Origin of the sequence: Aphanothece sacrum FPU1, assembly GCF_003864295.1 — a bacterium.
GTDB lineage: Bacteria > Cyanobacteriota > Cyanobacteriia > Cyanobacteriales > Microcystaceae > Aphanothece_B > Aphanothece_B sacrum.
Window position 1 is genome coordinate 70,594 of sequence record NZ_BDQK01000014.1, and the last position, 19,247, is coordinate 89,840.

General features: G+C 35.8%; 19 protein-coding genes. 14 read left to right on the forward strand and 5 right to left on the reverse strand.

What is annotated here, in order from left to right; genetic code table 11:
• Positions 1–270: 270 nt before the first annotated feature.
• Positions 271–1,230: a glycosyltransferase family 9 protein gene (locus tag AsFPU1_RS16850; protein WP_124971324.1), complete on the reverse strand. Its 960-nt coding sequence runs from the start codon at positions 1,228–1,230 to the stop codon at positions 271–273.
• Positions 1,231–1,697: 467 nt separating this feature from the next.
• Between AsFPU1_RS16850 and AsFPU1_RS16855 the strand changes: the two genes are divergently transcribed.
• Positions 1,698–3,353 (forward strand): NADP-dependent glyceraldehyde-3-phosphate dehydrogenase, encoded by a 1,656-nt coding sequence (locus AsFPU1_RS16855; RefSeq protein WP_227873357.1) that lies wholly within the window; start codon positions 1,698–1,700, stop codon positions 3,351–3,353.
• Between the two features lie 143 nt (positions 3,354–3,496).
• On the opposite strand, the gene AsFPU1_RS16860 is transcribed toward AsFPU1_RS16855, so the two are convergent.
• Positions 3,497–4,078 (reverse strand): HEPN domain-containing protein, encoded by a 582-nt coding sequence (locus AsFPU1_RS16860; RefSeq protein ID WP_227873364.1) that lies wholly within the window; start codon positions 4,076–4,078, stop codon positions 3,497–3,499.
• 138 nt (positions 4,079–4,216) lie between these two features.
• Positions 4,217–5,449, reverse strand: a complete 1,233-nt coding sequence (locus AsFPU1_RS16865; protein WP_124971327.1) for a DUF262 domain-containing protein — start codon at positions 5,447–5,449, stop codon at positions 4,217–4,219.
• A gap of 231 nt (positions 5,450–5,680) precedes the next feature.
• Here AsFPU1_RS16865 and purU point away from each other — a divergent pair, with 231 nt between their 5' ends.
• The 3 genes from purU (at position 5,681) to AsFPU1_RS16880 (ending at position 7,837) form a co-directional block, all read left to right on the forward strand.
• Positions 5,681–6,535, forward strand: a complete 855-nt coding sequence (gene purU, locus AsFPU1_RS16870; RefSeq protein ID WP_124971330.1) for a formyltetrahydrofolate deformylase — start codon at positions 5,681–5,683, stop codon at positions 6,533–6,535.
• Between the two features lie 136 nt (positions 6,536–6,671).
• Positions 6,672–7,388, forward strand: coding sequence for a lysophospholipid acyltransferase family protein (locus tag AsFPU1_RS16875; protein ID WP_124971333.1), 717 nt, complete (start codon positions 6,672–6,674; stop codon positions 7,386–7,388).
• An 86-nt stretch (positions 7,389–7,474) separates the two neighbouring features.
• Positions 7,475–7,837 carry an SgcJ/EcaC family oxidoreductase gene (locus AsFPU1_RS16880; protein ID WP_124971336.1) on the forward strand — a complete coding sequence of 121 codons (363 nt, stop codon included), beginning with the start codon at positions 7,475–7,477 and terminating at the stop codon, positions 7,835–7,837.
• Positions 7,838–8,117: 280 nt separating this feature from the next.
• On the opposite strand, the gene AsFPU1_RS16885 is transcribed toward AsFPU1_RS16880, so the two are convergent.
• Positions 8,118–9,200 carry a PIN/TRAM domain-containing protein gene (locus tag AsFPU1_RS16885; RefSeq protein ID WP_124971339.1) on the reverse strand — a complete coding sequence of 361 codons (1,083 nt, stop codon included), beginning with the start codon at positions 9,198–9,200 and terminating at the stop codon, positions 8,118–8,120.
• A gap of 172 nt (positions 9,201–9,372) precedes the next feature.
• Here AsFPU1_RS16885 and hemW point away from each other — a divergent pair, with 172 nt between their 5' ends.
• From hemW to AsFPU1_RS16935, 10 genes are all read left to right on the forward strand, one after another.
• Positions 9,373–10,608, forward strand: a complete 1,236-nt coding sequence (gene hemW, locus AsFPU1_RS16890; protein WP_124971342.1) for a radical SAM family heme chaperone HemW — start codon at positions 9,373–9,375, stop codon at positions 10,606–10,608.
• Between the two features lie 134 nt (positions 10,609–10,742).
• A complete protein-coding gene (locus tag AsFPU1_RS16895; protein ID WP_124971344.1) occupies positions 10,743–11,792 on the forward strand; it encodes an agmatinase family protein in 1,050 nt (349 codons plus the stop codon).
• Between the two features lie 184 nt (positions 11,793–11,976).
• Entirely contained in the window at positions 11,977–12,942 is a 966-nt protein-coding gene (locus AsFPU1_RS16900) for a deoxyhypusine synthase family protein (RefSeq protein ID WP_124971636.1), read from the forward strand.
• A 118-nt stretch (positions 12,943–13,060) separates the two neighbouring features.
• Complete coding sequence (locus tag AsFPU1_RS16905; protein WP_124971346.1) at positions 13,061–13,543, forward strand: flavin reductase family protein; 483 nt, start codon at positions 13,061–13,063, stop codon at positions 13,541–13,543.
• Between the two features lie 547 nt (positions 13,544–14,090).
• A complete protein-coding gene (gene psb34, locus AsFPU1_RS16910; RefSeq protein ID WP_124971348.1) occupies positions 14,091–14,264 on the forward strand; it encodes a photosystem II assembly protein Psb34 in 174 nt (57 codons plus the stop codon).
• A 290-nt stretch (positions 14,265–14,554) separates the two neighbouring features.
• Positions 14,555–16,621: an FAD-dependent oxidoreductase gene (locus AsFPU1_RS16915; protein ID WP_124971350.1), complete on the forward strand. Its 2,067-nt coding sequence runs from the start codon at positions 14,555–14,557 to the stop codon at positions 16,619–16,621.
• 127 nt (positions 16,622–16,748) lie between these two features.
• Entirely contained in the window at positions 16,749–17,015 is a 267-nt protein-coding gene (locus AsFPU1_RS16920) for a hypothetical protein (RefSeq protein ID WP_124971352.1), read from the forward strand.
• Entirely contained in the window at positions 17,015–17,251 is a 237-nt protein-coding gene (locus tag AsFPU1_RS16925) for a type II toxin-antitoxin system VapC family toxin (RefSeq protein WP_124971354.1), read from the forward strand. The genes AsFPU1_RS16920 and AsFPU1_RS16925 overlap by 1 nt, the downstream gene beginning before the upstream one ends.
• Positions 17,233–17,484, forward strand: coding sequence for a hypothetical protein (locus AsFPU1_RS16930; RefSeq protein ID WP_124971357.1), 252 nt, complete (start codon positions 17,233–17,235; stop codon positions 17,482–17,484). Before AsFPU1_RS16925 ends, AsFPU1_RS16930 begins: the two co-directional genes overlap by 19 nt.
• Positions 17,481–17,888 carry a type II toxin-antitoxin system VapC family toxin gene (locus AsFPU1_RS16935; protein ID WP_124971361.1) on the forward strand — a complete coding sequence of 136 codons (408 nt, stop codon included), beginning with the start codon at positions 17,481–17,483 and terminating at the stop codon, positions 17,886–17,888. The genes AsFPU1_RS16930 and AsFPU1_RS16935 overlap by 4 nt, the downstream gene beginning before the upstream one ends.
• 121 nt (positions 17,889–18,009) lie before the next feature.
• Here the strand turns inward: AsFPU1_RS16935 and AsFPU1_RS16940 are convergent, their stop codons facing one another.
• Positions 18,010–19,227 carry an ABC transporter permease gene (locus AsFPU1_RS16940; RefSeq protein ID WP_124971364.1) on the reverse strand — a complete coding sequence of 406 codons (1,218 nt, stop codon included), beginning with the start codon at positions 19,225–19,227 and terminating at the stop codon, positions 18,010–18,012.
• Positions 19,228–19,247: the final 20 nt, after the last annotated feature.

The window sequence follows — 19,247 nt, forward strand, 5'->3', positions numbered from 1 at the left end:
TATTTTTTCGTAATAGTAAAGGTATGATGGGTAAACTGTGTCCGCCTATATATCCTTAATTTGGCACCAAATTAAAGTGATTATTAGAGTTCTTCTTTAGAATTTAAGACCTTGCATTGGTTTTTAAAAACTTATTGTTTATTTTTAAAAATGGTTTATTGCTTTGCTGAATCAAGTTGTATGGGAATAAAGAGAAACGGTAGGATGTAGCAAAAGAGTTATCTCTTACCACACCCCATAGGTTTGTTCTGATTTAGGTGGCAAGCTAATCTAGCTTCGCCAAATTTGCTCAATAATTGTTTCCGGTGAAATATCAGCAATACTATCGGTTTGAGATTGTAAGCCAATATAACGATCTTGAGCAGGTGGCAGAAGTTTAGTTGCTTGAGTGGGGCCAAATAGTCCCACCGTATAAGTCCCTACTGCTACAGCCAATTGTACGGGAATACTATCAGGACTGATAATCAGATTAGCCCCCGCAATCATAGCCGCTAATTTCCCCATATCATTGGGTTTTGTTACCTTCAGGGTAGGATAACTCTCCTTAAGGGGCTTAATCCATTCTGACCCGTCAGACCCTTGTAACAGAACAATAGGAAGATTAGGTTGCTTTTGTTGAATGTTCTCGATAATTTTGCCCCATTGAGAGATAGGATAGCTATTTTTTGCGGTTTTGGACTCAGGTAATTCTCCCACCCCTCCAGAAATCAATACATAACCCCCTGGCAAATCTAAGCGTTTTTGTTCTCCTTCTGCCCAGTCAATATCCGCTTTAGGCAGAGATATTTTGAGAGAGGGACAGGGAGAATGAACATCTAGACCTTGTAGGAGATCATGATACTGATAAGCAGTGTATTGTTCAGTTTTTAGGACAACAGGATTAGAAATAAACCAACCGGGTTGAGTTTGGTAAGCCACACAAAGAGGGATGCCATTTAACCACAACAGAAGTCCTAGTGTCCAGCGTGGGTCAAGGGTAACAGCCACATCATATTCACGATCGCGGATAATGCCTAATAAATTGAGATAATCAGCCAATCCATTGCGATCTTTATAATCAAACATCAAGACTTCGTGGATGTAGGGACACACCCGATAAGCTGGTTTAGCACGGGGTTCGACGATGACATCTATCGTGGCCTTCGGGTATTGGATTTTCAGATCTTCCAGGGTTGGAAAAAATAAGAGTTGGTTACTAATTCCCCCAGGAACTAGGGCTAGTATTCGCATAAGTACGTTTGTTGTATTGAGTATCTATCGGCTTAATCAGCTTAATTCTAAAGGAAGAACGCTGAAATCGCTTGTCTGTTCAGAATGAATTTCTATTGGTGGGGTTAGTGGATGTTCATCATTATGAATGGGAAAAAGCCTGGAATATTATGCAAAATACCACACCTTTGATTATACCAATCATACTTTGTTACCGTTCGAGTAGAATTAAAACATTACGTTCAATCCGAAGCCCAATTAACAGTTTAATTCGGTTTTTGGTAACTTTAATGGGGATTTTATAGCCATATGTTATTGGATGAGATACACTACATTGGTATCAAAACTATTATAGGTAATGGTTTGACTTCCAACGCGATCGCCAGGAAAGAACTTCCTAAAGGGCAGGTTTATACAACATATTGGTTAGAATCATGAAATTTTGGCATAAACCCGCCCCTACCATAGTCAAAACTTGCAAATTGTTCATGAATACACTTAGTAAATTATCAGAAAATATGAATATTGCTGCCAAAATTCAAGATATTTTTCCCTCGATTGATAGTATACCTTTAGACTTTCAATTAAACCATCCCATTGACCAAAAAGAATATTTGGTTGATGGAAAATTAGAGATTTGGGAAGGAGAAACAGAAGAAACATTTTCTCCTATTTATCTCAAAACATCAGAAGGACTGGTTCGTCACCAAATTGGACAGTTTCCCCTATTAAATCAAGAAGCTGCTTTATCTGCCTTAGAAGCGGCGGTAAAAGCTTATGATAATGGTAGGGGAAAATGGCCAACCATGTCAGTAGGTCAACGTATCGAATGTCTTCAAGATTTTGCCTATCGCATGAAAGAAAAGCGTGGCATAGTTGTTAATTTATTGATGTGGGAAATTGGTAAATCTTACACAGATTCTTGTAAAGAATTTGATCGAACTGTTGACTATATTGAAGATACAATTGATGCTTTAAAAAATCTAGATCGTGTCTCCTCTCGGTTTGAAATTTCCGAAGGAGTCATCGGACAAATTCGTCGCGCCCCTTTAGGTGTTGTCTTAAGTATGGGGCCAGCAAATTATCCCTTAAACGAGACATTCACTACTTTAATTCCAGCCCTCATTATGGGCAATACAGTGATTGTTAAAGCCCCAAGACCTGGAGTTTTATTGAATTACCCTTTATTAGAAGCTTTTAAAGAAGCTTTTCCTCCGGGGGTAGTTAATACCATTTATGGGCAAGGACGGTTAATTTCTCCGCCTTTAATGGAATCAGGCAAAATAGATGCTTTAGCTTTTATTGGAACAAGTCGTGCCGCTAATAATCTCAAAAAACAGCATCCTAAATCTCATCGTTTACGTTCAATTTTAGGATTAGAAGCGAAAAATCCAGGTATTGTTTTACCTCATGCAGATTTAGATTTAGCCGTCAAAGAATGTATTTTAGGAACTCTTTCTTATAATGGACAACGCTGTACCGCGATCAAAATTCTTTTTGTTCATACGGCAATTATTGATAAGTTTCTAGAGAAGTTTACCACTGCGGTAAATAACCTAAAATTTGGTATGCCTTGGGAAGATAATGTTTTCTTAACACCTATTGCTGAACCTGGTAAACCGAACTATCTTCAAGAATTAGTAGAGGATGCCAAACAACATGGGGCAGAAGTTATTAATGAAGCGGGAGGGATGATCAATGAAACCTTCTTTTATCCAGCGATTCTTTATCCCGTTAATGATAAAATGAAGGTCTATTCTGTTGAACAATTTGGCCCAGTTGTTCCTATTGTTCCCTTTGATGATATTGAGACTCCTATTAATTATTTAGTCAAGTCAGATTATGGTCAACAGGTCAGTATTTTCGGACAAAATACAGAAGCGATCGCGCAATTAGTTGATCCATTGGTTAACCAAGTTTGTCGTGTTAATATTAACAGTCAATGTCAACGGGGCCCTGATACTTTTCCCTTTACAGGAAGAAAAGATTCTGCGGAAGGAACATTATCAGTGCATGATGCGTTAAGGGCCTTTTCTATTCGTACTCTCGTTGCAGCAAAAGACATTGATCTCAATAAACGATTAATTTCTGAAATGGTCAGAGAACATAAGTCTAATTTTCTCTCAACTGATTTCATTTTGTAGGGAGAAAGCAAAAGATATCTCAAAGTAAACTATAAATATTGTAAAATCCCAGGGATAACCCTCTGGGATTTGTCTTGTTATATGGCAAAGAAAAATGTTAAATAGTAAACTAAACAAAATATTTAGGAGATGACTGGCAAAGATCAGGAAATATAACGATTTAATTTTATCAGATTATTAAGTAATTGATCAACATGAATTAAACCTTGTACTCCTTTTCCTCCGCCTACATTGGAAACCCCATAAACAATTTTTTTAACAGTATTTAACTCATCTTGAGGATTGATTTGTTGTTTGGTTTTATAAGATAACGCCGATGTATGAGCAATAATTCCTCTGTTTTTACCAAAAGAATCCATCAAATTGAGCCAATCTTGATCCAGATCATCACTATTAATACCGATAGGTAAAAGTAGAGTCAAAATATTTTTTTCTTTAATACCATGATTGTCATTTACAGAAGATATAAAGCGACGATGTGCTTTATCTATTTTATTATCTAATTTTAACTGTTCTTGAAGTTTTTTATCGAAATTAGATTGTTTAGACCTAAGGGAATCTGGAGGTGCTTCCATTTCCATTCCAGAAAAAGCAAGTAAAGAAAGTAAAGTTCGTCCACTTTCTCCCTTTTTTTTCCAAGTATCAACGGCTGAAAGTGCTATTTCTTTAACTCGATCTTCAAAATAAGCCTCGATTTCAGCATGAGCTAATACTCGATAAGAAATTGCATGAGCTAACTTTCTTTCAGAATATGATCCTGTGGGATCATATTTTCTTGGTAAAAAATTTTTTTAAAGTTTATTTAGTTCTTTTTCTAAGGATCTAAATCTTTGGGAACGAGGCATAATTTAATCTTTTTTACCTCATCTAAATCCTGAAAAAACAAGATGATTATTAATTAATTCAGGAATATTAAAATCTATTTCTAAAACTTCTTGTAAAGCTTTACCCCAAAGAGCTAATCTTCTGTGAGTATTAGTAATAGTATTTGTACTACTTTTGACTGAACTTATAAAATCTGGTGATGAAGAACAAATGGTCTTAAAGGCTTCTTCAATTTTTATTTTATTTACCTGCTCTACTTTTTGTCGAATCTCTGCATCTGAAAAATAAAATAATATTGTGTCCAGTAACGATAAATTTCTTTGTCTTTCATATGTGGCTTTATCTTGTAACCAAATTTTGCTAAAATTATCTTCCCCAAAGATTCTGATAGTCATCTCCACAGCTTTTTCAAATTTTTGAATAGTTTCCTCTATATTATCTTGTTTTTTTTCCCATTCGTCATTAAATCTTTTAGAAGTTTTATCTACAAAATTTTTTAAATCTCCTCTATATTCAGGTAAAAAATACTGAAAAGCAATATACTTTAAAAGTAATTGATTATCACGCATACGAAAATCTGGTTGCTTAGTAAAAATAGCTTTTAACCCTTTACTTTTAATTGACTGATCATCTATATAATCAGTAAATTTTCCGGGATTTAAGGCTTGTCTAAGTTCTTGAGGAGATAGAGGGGTACTTTCGGCATTTAACCTCAGAAATACTTTGTAAAGAAAATTCTCACTTTGCCAGTTTTTGATTATTGTTGTCCGAATTGTTTGATTATCTAAAGCATCTAAATATTGACTATATAAGGGATTGTTTTCAAAGTCTTGCAACTTCAAACTATTCAAATTAGATAAAAATTCTAGTTCTTTTAACTTAAAATTGTTATTTGGTGATTCACTTTTATTATAAAATTGCAAAATTGTAAGTAAACGTTGCTTACCATCAAGAACTAAATATTTACCTTTTTCTTTTTCTGCTAAAACTATTTGTGGTACAGGAATTCCTAAAATTAAAGATTCTATAAAACGACTCTTCCGTTTGATCGTCCAAGCATCTCTACGCTGAAATCTAGGATTTAAGTTAATATTTTTGCGGTTCAGTTGATTTAAGATAGTTTCTGTTGTCCAGTCAGTTCCATAAACAACAATATCAGAAATATGTTTAAGATTAAATTCGGAACTATCTGATTCATTTTGTGCATCATCAAAGCCAAATTCTTCCGCCAATTCTTCTTCATTGTACTGGAATTCTGCTACTTGACTCATATCATTTATTTTTTGCTAAGTTGCTTTAAAATGTCTCTTATGATTAATTGTATATAATGTTAGCAAGACTAATCTACTATTTTTTACCTCTTACTGTTGGGAAGTGTAGATTTAAGGAAAATTTGGTAATTCTTAAGCATATAAGCAAGAAATTTGTCCTAAACTGAAAGTCAACAACCCCTAAACTCCCATTTCTGAACTAAAATAGTGGTAGTAAAGTATTACAATACTATGGACAGCCCAACTGCAACTCTTTTGATTTCCTGTCCCGACCAACAAGGATTAGTAGCTAAATTTGCCAGTTTCATTTATGCTAATGGGGGCAATATAATTCATGCGGATCAACATACAAATTTTGAGGCTGGTCTATTTCTAAGCCGTATGGAATGGCAACTAGAAGGCTTTAATCTATCCCGTGATATGATTGCCCCGGCTTTTGCTGCTATTGCTAAACCCTTACAAGCAGTGTGGCAAGTTCATTTTTCTGATACTATTCCTCGTGTTGCTATTTGGGTGACAAAACAAGACCATTGTTTACTCGATTTATTATGGCGATGGCAAGCAAAAGAATTATTAGCTGATATTCCTCTAATTATCAGTAATCATACCACATTACAAGCGATCGCCCAACAATTTGGCCTAGATTTTTGTCATCTTCCTATTAATAAAGATAATAAAATTCAACAGGAAGCGCGACAATTAGAAGTCCTCAGACAATACCGCATTGATTTAGTAGTTTTAGCTAAATATATGCAGATTTTAACCCCAGATTTTATTAATCATTTTCCTCATATTATTAATATTCATCACTCTTTTTTACCTGCATTTGCTGGGGCCAACCCTTACCATCGGGCCTACGAAAGAGGAGTTAAAATTATCGGGGCCACGGCCCATTATGTTACTGCGGATTTAGATGAAGGGCCTATCATTGAACAAGATGTGGCTAGAGTTAGCCATCGAGATACGGTTCCCGATTTAATTCGCAAAGGAAAAGACTTAGAACGGGTCGTTTTAGCCAGGGCCGTCCGCTTACATTTACAACATCGAGTCTTAGTATACGGCAATCGCACTGTGGTTTTTGCTTAAAAAAAATGGTCATGACACTAGCTTAAGTGTCATCCACACTCAGGACAATCATTAAAGGGACAACTTATCCTAGACCTAGAATAGACCCTGATTATACTTTTATCTTAATGTTTTCCCGTTGCATTTTCCCTAAATCATGAATTTATTCACTGTTTCTAACCATTCGGTCAAGTCTCGCATTTCTCCTTGGTTGATTCGTCTAGTTTATCCGTTAGGTTCTTGGGTAATAGTCCCTGTTTTTTTTCGTCGTATGACGATTATTGGACAAGAAAATATCCCGACTCAGGGGCCAGTTATTGTGGCCCCAACCCATCGTTCTCGTTGGGATGCGTTAATCGTTCCTTATGCGGTGGGTAGAATGGTCAGTGGACGAGATTTACGGTTTATGGTGACATCAACTGAAATGAAAGGTCTTCAAGGCGGTTTAATTCGTCGTTTAGGGGGCTTTCCTATAGATGTTGAACGTCCGGCTATTAGCAGTGTAGAACATAGTGTCGCTGTCCTTAAACAAGGGGAAATGTTGGTAATTTTTCCTGAAGGTGGTATCTTTAGAGATAAAATTGTTCATCCTCTTAAGCGAGGGGTGGCCCGTATTGCTTTAGAAGTGGAATCTCAACAACCCGGTTGTGGTATTAAAGTTCTTCCAGTTAGTATTCAATATAGTCAACCTTATCCGAGTTGGGGAACAGATGTGACGGTTAATATTGCCCCTCCTATCGATGTGTCTAGTTACTATACCCAAAAGATGAAAACCTGTTCAGAAAAGCTGACTCATGAGTTAGAATCAATTCTTAAAGGGTTACATGAAAAACAACATTTATCACAAGAATTTGTCTTATTAAATAATTATTAAATAAGAATTAGTAGGGCTTTAATATCGTTAAACCCTGAAATGTAAAGCCATATTTAGGTATTTTGTATACGTTCTACAGAAAAATTATGAATCAAAATCAGATAATTATTCAACAAGCTATTAAAGCTTGTATTGATAAAAATGCAGTTACTTTTGCTTCTCTATTTGCTGAAAATGGGGAAATTATTCTTAATAATAATAGAAAGATACTTAAACCAGAAATTGCAAAAGTTACGGCTGATTATTTTGCTAATTTAGCGTATATAAATATAGAAATTAAAAATATTTCTGTTGCAGAAAATAAAGCATTGATTGATTGGACATGGCAAGATTATAATACTTTAACAGGGAAACAAAATTGCCAGGATAATGTTATCTCAATTCATTTTACATCAGGTTTGATTAGTAGTTGGCAAGAAAATAAGGTTCTATCGCAGTTACTATGCTAAATTAATAATTAATAACAGACTCAAGTCTGAACCTATAAAGACTAAGTCCGCCTGCGCGGACTAAATGCTAAGTTGCGTAGGCAACCTTTGTTTGTATAGCTTAACTATGAACGAGTTAAGGTCTATCATTTGTAATAATTTAGCATAACTTGTTCGGTAGAACCGAAAATAATAAGTAGTAGGGGCGGGTTTTGGACAAAATTCTCTGATTTTCACCAATAAACTCCATAAACCCGCCCTGGGTTTTGGACAAAATTCCCTGATTTTCAATAAATAGTCTTCAAGATGATGTTACCGCAGATTGAGGTTTAGCAAAAATCATCCGTCCTGCTGAAGTTTGTAACGCAGAAGTAACAACAACTCTTAACTCTCCCCCTAAATAATCTTTGCCTTCTTCTACAACTACCATCGTTCCATCTTCAAGGTATCCTACTCCTTGAGTGGGTTCTTTACCAGGTTTAAGAATTTTCAGGTCTAAAGTATCTCCAGGTAAATAAATAGGACGTATCGCTTGTGCGATATCATTAACATTAAGAATGGTCACTTTTTGTAAGTTAGCGACTTTACTTAAATTGTAATCATTAGTAAGGAGAGTTCCATTGATTTCTAAAGCTAAATGCACTAATTTAGCATCAACAGTAGAAATTTCTTCATAATCTGCTGAATGGATAACAATTCGTTTAGGAAAAGAGTCTTGCATCCGGTTCAGAATATCTAAACCCCGTCTTCCCCGAACCCGTTTTTGGTCATTACTTGCATCTGCTAATTGTTGTAATTCCTGTAAAACAAACTGAGGAATCAGAATTTGTCCTTCAATAAATCCTGTGTCAAGTAATTCTTCAATACGACCATCAATGATACAACTGGTATCAATAACTTTAGTAGAAGCTGGTTGTAAAGTTCCCTCCGCTACTAACATACTTTCAATACTATTAGGATTAATGAGTCGCAAAAAAGTCCGTCCGTGAGTATCCGCTAAACTAATTCCCATAAAAGAAAACGTGACGCTACCTAAAATAGCAATCATCGGTTTAATAAAGACAAACTCTTTAGGAATTGGTAACACAAAAATGGGGGCTAACATTAGATTAGCAATTAATAGACCAATTACTAATCCTACGGCCCTCGTTAAAATGACTTCAATAGGAGTTGAACGAATTTTCGTCTCTAAACGACGATAGGTGGTTTGAACGACTAAACCAACGGCCAGTCCGATAATTGAGGTAAAACCAGCCCCTAACCACCGCAAGGCCTCAATATTGGAGATTTGCTGTTGAACCGCTTCGGGTAACAAATCTACACTATCAAATCCGATTCCGGCGGCTGCTAAGATGAAGATAAAGATAATAATGGCATCAATCATAATTCCTATCCTAATCAATAATTTGGGAGTTGAGATAAAAAATTAGTAAAATTTTCCCAGATGAATCTAGATTAATACCATTTATTATATCCTGCGTTTTGCCATTCAGGCCTTATCGAGGGGGTTTAGACAAACTTCCTTTAAGATTTACAGGACAACATCAATTAAAATTATGCAAGACATAGGTATTCCTACATCAGCTTATCTTCATATCCCTTTTTGTCGTCGTCGTTGTTATTATTGTGATTTTCCTATATCAGTTTTAGGGAATAAAACTGATATTTATACCTCTAATTCTATTAGAGAATATGTGACGTTTATTTGTCAAGAAATAAGTTTAACTTCCTTTCAAGGATATCCCTTAAAAACGATTTTTTTTGGAGGTGGAACTCCTTCATTATTGCCTCCTATTTATGTAGAGAAAATTTTGCAAACCTTAGATAATAAGTTTGGAATTGTTACTGATGCAGAAATTTCTTTAGAAATTGATCCCGGTACATTTACTATTGAACAATTACACGGTTATCAACAATGTGGAGTGAATCGAGTTAGTTTAGGGGTACAAGCTTTTCAAGATAATTTATTAGAAAAGTGTGGCAGATTTCATCGAGTTAATGATATTCTAAATGCCATTGAGTTTATTCATGAAGTTGGGATTAAAAATTTTAGTCTTGACTTAATTTCTGGCTTACCTGAACAAACATTAGATGATTGGCAATTATCTCTAGAAACAGCGATTTCTCTTGCACCGAATCATTTATCTTGTTATGATTTAGTCTTAGAATCTGTCACAGCATTTGGCAAACAATATCAACCCGGTAAATTTCCCTTACCTACGGATGAAATGACAGCCCAAATGTATAAACTTGCTCAGTCTATATTAACATCTTCAGACTACGAACATTATGAAATTTCTAATTATGCTAAACAGGGTCATCAATGTCTTCATAATCGAGTTTATTGGCAAAATCAGTCCTATTATGGCTTTGGTATGGGGGCAGCAAGTTATACAAATCAACAAAGATTTACTCGACCTCGGACTCGACAAACTTATTATGATTGGGTTCAAAAATTAGCTGAATCAGATGGTATAATTAATTGTTCTCAAGTTTCAACAAATGATATCTTATTAGAAACATTAATGCTAGGATTACGACTAAAAGAAGGTGTTGACTTACTGATTATAAATGATTATTATGGCTCAGAAATAATTGCTAAAATTATTAAATGTTGTTCAAGTTATGCTCAGCAAGGATGGGTCAACTTTCTTGATAATAAACGACAGATAATCAATTCTAGTAATTTTAATAATTGTTCAAACATAGCAAGAATAACTCTTAGTGATCCTGAAGGATTTTTATTCTCTAATACTATCTTAGCTACCTTATTTGAAACTTTAGAATCATAAAGAAACTGACACCTTTAAAGGTGCAGCTACTAAAACTCAACCCGCCTTCGCGGGTTGAGTTATTTGTTAATATTAAATTCTTATGTATTTTTGGTTTATAATAAAATAATATAGGTTTAAAGCTATCAACTATCATGATTCAAAAAAACTTAGAAGACATAGATCCTAATTATTTATCAAGACCTAATGGTAATTTTTTCGGATTACCTTATACAATTGAAGAAGCTAACATTGTTTTTCTTCCTGTTCCTTGGGATGTTACCACATCTTATCAAGCAGGTGCAGCCGATGGGCCAAAAGCTATTTTAGACGCTTCTTTACAAGTTGAATGGTATGATCATCATTGTCCTGATGCTTGGAAAATTGGTCATGGAACTATCCCAATAGATGCTAATATTCGAGAAAAGAATAAACAAATACGTTCTGTGGCAAAATCTATTATTGAATATCAATATTATGAAGGAAACTATCAAGATGAAGCGATTCAAAATGAATTAAAAATAGTCAATGATGCTTGTATAGATTTGAATAATTGGGTCTATACTCAGTCCAAACAATTATTACATCAAAATAAATTAATCGGGGTAATCGGTGGGGATCATAGTGTTCCTTTAGGACTCATGAAAGCCTTAGAAGAAATCCATAATAATTATGGTATTTTACAGATAGATGCTCATGCTGATTTGCGTCAAGCTTATGAAGGGTTTACTTACTCTCATGCTTCTATTATGTCTAATGCCTTAGAATTAGACGGAATCACTAATTTAGTACAAATTGGTATCCGAGATATTTGTGAAGAAGAACTTACTCAAGCAACAAATGATCCTCGCATTAGTATATTTCATGATTGGCAACTAAAAACTAATACTTATCAAGGAATTTCTTGGGACAAGCAATGTCAAGAAATTATTGCTAAACTTCCCGAAAAAGTTTATATTAGTTTTGATATAGATGGTTTAGATCCGAGATTTTGTCCTCATACGGGGACTCCCGTACCAGGAGGTTTAGATTTTAGTCAAGCCGTGTATTTAATTCAGTGTTTAGTAGCTGCGAATAAAACAATTATTGGCTTTGACTTATCTGAAGTAGCACCCGGTTTAACTGATCAATGGGATGGTAACGTTGGTGCTAGATTACTCTATAAACTTTCTAACTTCATGTATGTTTCTCAGAAACAAATATGACAATAAGTATAAACGTTCGATATTCCTGGTAAAAAAAAATGTTAACAAATTGTTTAACTTATGTATTTTTGGGACTTATTCTCTTATAATCTTTATTTGTAAGTCGTTTTGAAAGATCTCAAAGTTAGAGTCAAGCACTCAGATTCGATAGCGGCACTCATATCATAACGGAGGGGAAATTGTGATGGGTACAAGAGAGTTTATGGAACGCAATTTTCTGCACTTTAATGCAGCTACTTGTCTAGATGCTGCACAGGGGTGGATCAAACATTTAGAAGCAGGTAACAAAATGTTAGTTACCTTAGCTGGTGCGATGAGTACTGCAGAATTAGGAATTTCTTTAGCCCAGATGATTCGTGAAGATAAAATTCATGCTATTTGTTGTACAGGAGCTAATTTAGAAGAAGATATATTTAATTTAGTAGCTCATGATCATTATAAAAGAATTCCCAATTATCGTTCTTTGCAACCTGAAGATGAGATAGCACTGCGAGAAAATGGATTAAACCGAGTCACTGATACTTGTATTCCTGAAGAAGAAGCTGTCAGAAGAATAGAAGATCATCTTTTAAAAGTTTGGCAAAAAGCAGAAAATTCTCAACAACGATTTTTTCCCTACGAATACCTTTATCAACTGTTAGAAAGTGGAGTTTTAGAGAGTTCCTATCAAATTGATCCTCAAGATTCTTGGATGATAGCAGCTTGGCAAAAAAACTTGCCTATTTTTACTCCTGGTTGGGAAGATTCTACCACAGGAAATATCTTTGTCTCTCATGTCATTAGAGGTGATATTAAAGATATTGGAATTGTAAAAAGTGGCTTAGAGCAAATGTATAAGCTAGTCTATTGGTATAAAGAAATAACTCAAAATTCTTCCCTTGGTTTCTTTCAAATTGGAGGAGGAATAGCCGGAGATTTTCCCATTTGTGTAGTTCCTTTAATTCGACAAGATCTCGAAGAAGATTGTCAGTTATGGAGTTATTTCGCTCAAATTAGTGATTCTACTACCTCTTATGGTTCCTATAGTGGCGCGGTTCCTAGTGAAAAAATTACTTGGGGTAAATTAGGAGTAGATACCCCAAGTTATATAATTGAATCAGATGCAACTATTGTCGCCCCTCTGATCTTTAATTATGTACTAAATAAGTAGAATAATTTATAAATTATAAATTATAAATTGGTAACTAATTCTTGAAAATTTATGTAAAAATTGACAACAAATAAGATAAGATAAAATAAAGTTAATTAGTAAAGGATAAGAATTAATCATGTTAGACGAAAAAGCAAAAAAAACAATGTTACGCAAAATTCCTCACGGAATTTATATCTGTGGGGTAAAAGATGGAGAAAATGTTAATGGGTTTACCGTTAGTTGGGTAATGCAGGCTTCATTTGAACCCCCACTAATCATTAATTGTGTGAAAAAAGATTCCGGTTCTCATGAAATGTTGAAAAAATCTGGAGTGTTTTCTGTCAGCTTTTTAGAAGAAGGACAAAAAGAATTAGCCGCTAAATTTTTTAAACCTAGAAGTCGGGTAGGTAATAAATTTGAAGATGTAGAATTTATTGAAGGGGAAGCCACTGGATGTCCTATTATTAAAGACTCTTTAGGATATGTGGAATGTAACGTAGTGGGTTCTGTTGAAAAAGGAGATCATACCGTATATGTAGGAGAAGTCATTGCCGCAGGAATTTATCGAGAAGGAAACCCCTTACTTTTAGAGAGTACAGGATGGCAATATGGAGGTTAATTGTAAATTTTAAATTCGTTATTTTTTAAACAATTTAAACCTAGAAATATTGATTCTATCGCGGGCTTTTTGTCATTAACTGAAACTAATTGACAATAGAAAAGTCAGACTACTTTGCTTGTAAGTATTCTTAGATATAAGTTTCAGATGTTCGCTTTATATAAATATATTCTAACTATTGTGAAAATAGATGTCAAGTTGGCAATTTTTCGGACATCGAGTCCTCAAATTGCCGTGAAGCACCCTCCCCACCCCGAAGAAAGCTGAGGGATAAGCTAAAACGCATTTACAATGCGTTTTAGCAAGGCAAAAGGCAAAAAGCAAAAGGCTTTCATGGAAGAGGATTGTAGCTTTTTTCTTGCATTTAACCAATAAGCAGTTTAAATGCACAAAAGCTTAGCACATTCGTTGAAATAACTGGAATAATCTGTCATTCGATAAGCTCATCTTATGATGGGTATAATCTTTTATTTGTCAATAACACTTTACAAAACTAAATATATTTGTTACATTAATTTACATAGAGACACACCGGAGATAAAAAACGATGTATACCACAACCCAACTTGACAACGGTTTATTAAACAACTACGCAGCAGAACCCAAGACCTACTACGCTCAATATCCGGCCCCCTACGAACAACGCCGTTATGTGATTCAAGGGGCGATCGCTACTTTATTAGTCACAACATTAATAGTAATTTCGGCTGTTATCAGCTAATAATTGAACCATACTTGTCACCATTGATTATTGATTTCTCCTACTTGACCTCGGTTATGCCGGGGTTTTTATTTTAAATAAATAGGACTAAGAATTATTACTTATTATTGATTAGCAAATTAAGTTAACATTGATCGATCAAAAAAAAATAAAGTTCCCTAACAATCTAGAAAAAACCTTAAAATACCGCCTAGTTGCCCATTAACTTACCTAGACTCAAAGGACAGTGATGTAAAAATTAACTGTTCTCGACGCTTCGTAAAACTCCTTAACACATAGCAGCAAATATTATGGGTGAACAGCTTCAACCTCAACCCCAGAGGGACGGTATTTTACGGCCAAAAAAGGATGATAAAATTGAGCGACTCAGACGCATTTTCTCATCTTTGTCCCTTAGTGTCCTATGTTTAGCCACATCTTTACCCACTTGGGCGGCCCCTCCTCGGAATCCTGATGAAACCGTCGAATGTGAGTTATTGATCGTTGGGGGAGGGTTAGGGGGTGCTGCTGCTGCTTATGAATCCTTATTAGCCGGTCGTACAGTTTGTTTAACCGATATTACGGACTGGATAGGGGGACAAATTTCTTCTCAAGGTACTTCTGCACTTGATGAAGGACAAAAACAGCGATCGCTACAATATTTTCCTAGAGGGTATCAAGCCTTGAGACAAACTCTAACACGAGTTTACGGTAAACTCAACCCTGGAGACTGTTGGGTTAGTGAAAGCTGTTTTCTGCCCAAAGATGGCCATCAAATCGTCTATAGACAGCTAAAAGAAGCGGAAATGTGGGGACGGGGCAAACTCAAATGGTTTCCTAATACAGTCATTAAAGACTTAGGCATTAGTAACAACGGCAAAATCATTAATAACGCGATCGCTATTCAACATAATCAGGCAATTGGCAAACCATCCCTTAACAGTCAACCTTTATCACAAGTCATTGACGATGCCTATCATTATCAAAATTCTAGCAATTTAACGAAAAAAATTATTCGCTTTCAACCCAAAGCTAAAAAGACAGGGGACTGGTTAGTTATTGAAGCCACAGAAACTGGAGAAATTGTCGCTTTAGCGGACGTTCCTTACCGTTTAGGATTAGATCCTCGTTCTCATCTTAACCCGTCTTCTCCGACGGATAAAGGAGACCCTTATTGTACTCAAGGGTTTACTTATACTTTTGCCATGGAACGGACGCAGGAGATGCAACCCCAAGAGAAACCACCCTTTTATGAGCAGTATGAGCCTTATTATGGGTATGATTCTAATCGTAAATTGGCCTATTTTGACTTAGTATTCACTTATCGACGCATTTGGAATCCCAAACCCGGAAAAATGATTCGGGTAGGAAGGATGAAGATTAGTCAACCTGCACCTGGGGATATTTCCATGCAAAATTGGTTATGGGGCAATGATTATCGTCCAGGTACGTCTGAAGATAATTTGATTTACACCCGTGACCAACTGCAAAAAACGGGACAACTGACACCCGGAGGATGGCAAGGAGGCCTACGTCAAGATACTTTACGTAGAGGTGAGGAATTATCTAAAGGGTTTTATTATTGGTTAGTGGCTGGAAGTACAGATTCTCGTCTGGGATATGGGGTCAAAACTCCTCAACCGAATCATCGTTTATTGAAGGGGTTAGATTCTCCCATGGGTACGATGCACGGGTTATCGAAATATCCTTATATTCGGGAAGGAAGACGGATTATTGGGCGACCTTCTTCAGAATATCAAGAAGGATTTAGTATTAATGAAATTGATATTTCGACTAAGGATTATTGGCACAATTTTTACCGTAGTACCTTGTCTCGGCCAGTTTATCAAGAATTGTCTGAGGCGATCGCTCGTTTAGAGACGGTGGTAGCGACTAACTTAATTAGACCAGCCTATCAAATTACGCGACGAACCCAAGCGACGATGTATCCTGATTCTGTGGGTATTGCTGACTATATGATGGATTTTCATCCTTGTATGGTGTATTCGCCCCCAGAAAAGCCAGGAAACCGAGAACGGGAGGAGGTCCGTTTTGGACAAGGATCGTCTTATCCGGCTCAAATTCCCCTCAGGGCGATGATTCCTCAGAAAATTGACAATTTAATCGTGGCGGGTAAAAGTATTGCTACGAGTCATATTGCGGCTTCTGCTTATCGGGTGCATGGGTTTGAGTGGTCTGTGGGGGCAGCGGCCGGTAGTTTAGGCAGTTTTGCTTTAGAACGGGGGATTTTGCCCTATGAATTAGTGGATAATTTACCACAACGGGAGTCTTTATTATACGAATTCCGTCAACGTTTGGAAACGAATGGTAATCCGACGGCATTTCCTCAGACTGCTTTATTGAATTTTAACAAATAGCTGACACATTGAAAGGTGCAGCTAGTCAAACAAAGCCCGCCTTCGCGGGCTGATTTGGGCGCAACCTAACTTACAACAGCTAAAATAAAAAAGTTGATATTGACAATTATAAGGAAATCCCAAGACAATGCACTCAATCCAAGGTACATTTAAAAACGGTATTGCTTATCCCAATGAATCTATCGAAGAACATGATGGAGAGTCAGTTATTATTACCTTTATTGAATCCGATCAAAATACTCCATCAAATGATAATTCATCATGGGATAGTGAAGATTGGGAGCAATTTGACCAACTCATTGCTAATTGTCTTGTAGATACAGGAATTGAAGATTTAGCCCATCAACACGACCATTATATTCATGGAACACCGAAACGAGAATCCTATCCATAATGAAAGTATTTGTCGATACTGCTGCTTGGATTGCCCTGATCAATCAACGGGATGCCTTACATAATCCTGCCTTAGAAATTAGCAAAAACTTACGACAGAAACAAGTCTCTTTAGTAACTACAGAATTTGTCTTATTAGAAGTTGCTGATGGATTGTGCAATTTACCAACTCGTCTCAAAACAATTAATTTTATTGATGGCTTATATCAGTTGCCTAAATGGAACAACAAACTATAGAAGGAACTTGGGAAGAAATTTTAGAACATAATGCTGAATTAGCAGGTCAGCGAGTCAGATTGACCATTTTACCCGATAAGTCTGCAAATTCCTCCGCCACAGAAACCCTAGACCAAAAATTAAAAGGAAGAGTCGGAAGAGTTCATTTTCAGCCATCAGACCTATCTGAACGAGTTGGAGAAACCTTTACAGAGCTTTTAGCGGTTAAAGACTCATCAGCATTAAATCAATGACCCTTTGCGACGCTTCTCCCCTAATAGCCTTAATTAATGAAGGTGACGACAATCATCAACGCTGCGTTGACATTCTACCATCACTGTCAGCACCGTTAGTCACTACTTGTGCTTGTTTTACCGAAGCCATGTATTTATTAGGTCGCTATGGTGGTTGGTTTGCACAACAAGAATTATGGGGTTATGTGGCTGATGAAATTCTGATAATACATCATCATACTTCAGACGAACTAACCAGAATGGAATCATTAATGAAGCAATATCGAGATGTTCCAATGGATTTAGCAGATTCTTCTTTAGTAGCGATGGCTGAAGTGCTTAATCAAAGACAAATATTCACCCTAGATCACGATTTTTATATTTATCGATTGTGGGGAAATCAAACCTTTGATATTGTACTTTAAAATACCACAAATTTACCCTAGAAATAAGCTCATATCTTCTTGAAATATAAACAATTGTGGTACAAGCTTTAGCCCTGTTACAAGCAATATATTAACTATTAACTATTAACTATTAACTAATTTACGCACTTCTTAAAGCAACAATAGGATCAAGTTTAGCGGCCCTTTGTGCAGGTACAACCCCAAAAAATAAGCCAATTCCTCCCGAAATTCCTAAAGAAAGAATAATCGCACTCGCAGAAATTCCTGGAGATAAAGGAGAAAGAATTCCCACTAAAGAAATGATACCAACTCCTGTTAAAATGCCCATAATTCCCCCAGAAACTGAAATAATAACCGCTTCAACTAAAAACTGAATTAAAATGTCTCCTTGGGTTGCTCCTAATGCTTTTCTTAACCCAATTTCTTGAGTTCTTTCTGACACGGAAACTAACATAATATTCATCACCCCAATACCACCAACAATGAGAGAAATTCCCGCTAAAACCGCTAACATAACGGTTAAACCTCCGGCAATATTTCCCACAATATCTAACATTTGTTTAGAAGTTTCTACCCTAAAATCATCCTCATCGGTAATATTATGTCTTAATCTTAGTAAGTTTTCAATCTGAAACTTAGACGCTCGAATACTATCAGTATTTTTAGCTTCAGCATTAATCCAACTTAATTCTAAGCCATAAGGAGAAGTTTTTCCCACAATTTGATTAGCCATTGTTGTTAGGGGAATTAACACAGTTTCATCTAAATTAGAACCCATAAAAGAACCTTTTGGTTCCATAATTCCAATAATTTCAAACGTAATATTTTTAGCTCTAATTTTCTCACCAATGGGATTACGATTATTAAATAAACGGTCTGCAATTTCTGCTCCAAGTACCGCTACTCGTTTATTTCTTTGTAGATCAATTTCATTAAAAAACCGTCCTTTGGCCACCGAAAAATCACGAACAGAACGATAATCAGGCGTTGTTCCAATCAGTAAAGCATTAGTATTTTGACTAAAATAAGAAACTAATTGTCGTTGATTAATTTCAGGGGCTATTGCCTTAATACCAGGCACTTGAGAAACTATTGCTTCAGCATCTTCCCAAACTAAAGTACGGGGTAAATTAAAAGTAGAGTTACGCGCTTTTCGACTTCCAGGTACAATAAAAATAACATTAGGTCCTAATGCTTCTAATTGGTCTGTGGCAAGTTTTTGCGCCCCTTGACCAATCCCAATAGTAGCAATAACCGAAGCATTGCCAATAATAATACCAAGCATAGTTAAGCTTGTCCGTAACTTATTCGCCGCTAACATCGCAGCCGCCATCTTGACACTTTCTAATAAATTCATAGGTAAATTTTAGTTATTAA

Coding starts and splice junctions, on each gene's coding strand:
- AsFPU1_RS16935 (WP_124971361.1), top strand. CDS start 17,481: ATGACCCTTTGCGACGCTTCTCCCCTAATAGCCTTAATTAATGAAGGT.
- AsFPU1_RS16930 (WP_124971357.1), top strand. CDS start 17,233: ATGGAACAACAAACTATAGAAGGAACTTGGGAAGAAATTTTAGAACAT.
- AsFPU1_RS16885 (WP_124971339.1), bottom strand. CDS start 9,200: ATGATTGATGCCATTATTATCTTTATCTTCATCTTAGCAGCCGCCGGA.
- AsFPU1_RS16880 (WP_124971336.1), top strand. CDS start 7,475: ATGAATCAAAATCAGATAATTATTCAACAAGCTATTAAAGCTTGTATT.
- psb34 (WP_124971348.1), top strand. CDS start 14,091: ATGTATACCACAACCCAACTTGACAACGGTTTATTAAACAACTACGCA.
- AsFPU1_RS16895 (WP_124971344.1), top strand. CDS start 10,743: ATGATTCAAAAAAACTTAGAAGACATAGATCCTAATTATTTATCAAGA.
- AsFPU1_RS16905 (WP_124971346.1), top strand. CDS start 13,061: ATGTTAGACGAAAAAGCAAAAAAAACAATGTTACGCAAAATTCCTCAC.
- AsFPU1_RS16875 (WP_124971333.1), top strand. CDS start 6,672: ATGAATTTATTCACTGTTTCTAACCATTCGGTCAAGTCTCGCATTTCT.
- AsFPU1_RS16925 (WP_124971354.1), top strand. CDS start 17,015: ATGAAAGTATTTGTCGATACTGCTGCTTGGATTGCCCTGATCAATCAA.
- AsFPU1_RS16855 (WP_227873357.1), top strand. CDS start 1,698: ATGAATACACTTAGTAAATTATCAGAAAATATGAATATTGCTGCCAAA.
- AsFPU1_RS16865 (WP_124971327.1), bottom strand. CDS start 5,449: ATGAGTCAAGTAGCAGAATTCCAGTACAATGAAGAAGAATTGGCGGAA.
- AsFPU1_RS16920 (WP_124971352.1), top strand. CDS start 16,749: ATGCACTCAATCCAAGGTACATTTAAAAACGGTATTGCTTATCCCAAT.
- AsFPU1_RS16900 (WP_124971636.1), top strand. CDS start 11,977: ATGGGTACAAGAGAGTTTATGGAACGCAATTTTCTGCACTTTAATGCA.
- purU (WP_124971330.1), top strand. CDS start 5,681: ATGGACAGCCCAACTGCAACTCTTTTGATTTCCTGTCCCGACCAACAA.
- AsFPU1_RS16850 (WP_124971324.1), bottom strand. CDS start 1,230: ATGCGAATACTAGCCCTAGTTCCTGGGGGAATTAGTAACCAACTCTTA.
- AsFPU1_RS16940 (WP_124971364.1), bottom strand. CDS start 19,227: ATGAATTTATTAGAAAGTGTCAAGATGGCGGCTGCGATGTTAGCGGCG.
- AsFPU1_RS16915 (WP_124971350.1), top strand. CDS start 14,555: ATGGGTGAACAGCTTCAACCTCAACCCCAGAGGGACGGTATTTTACGG.
- hemW (WP_124971342.1), top strand. CDS start 9,373: ATGCAAGACATAGGTATTCCTACATCAGCTTATCTTCATATCCCTTTT.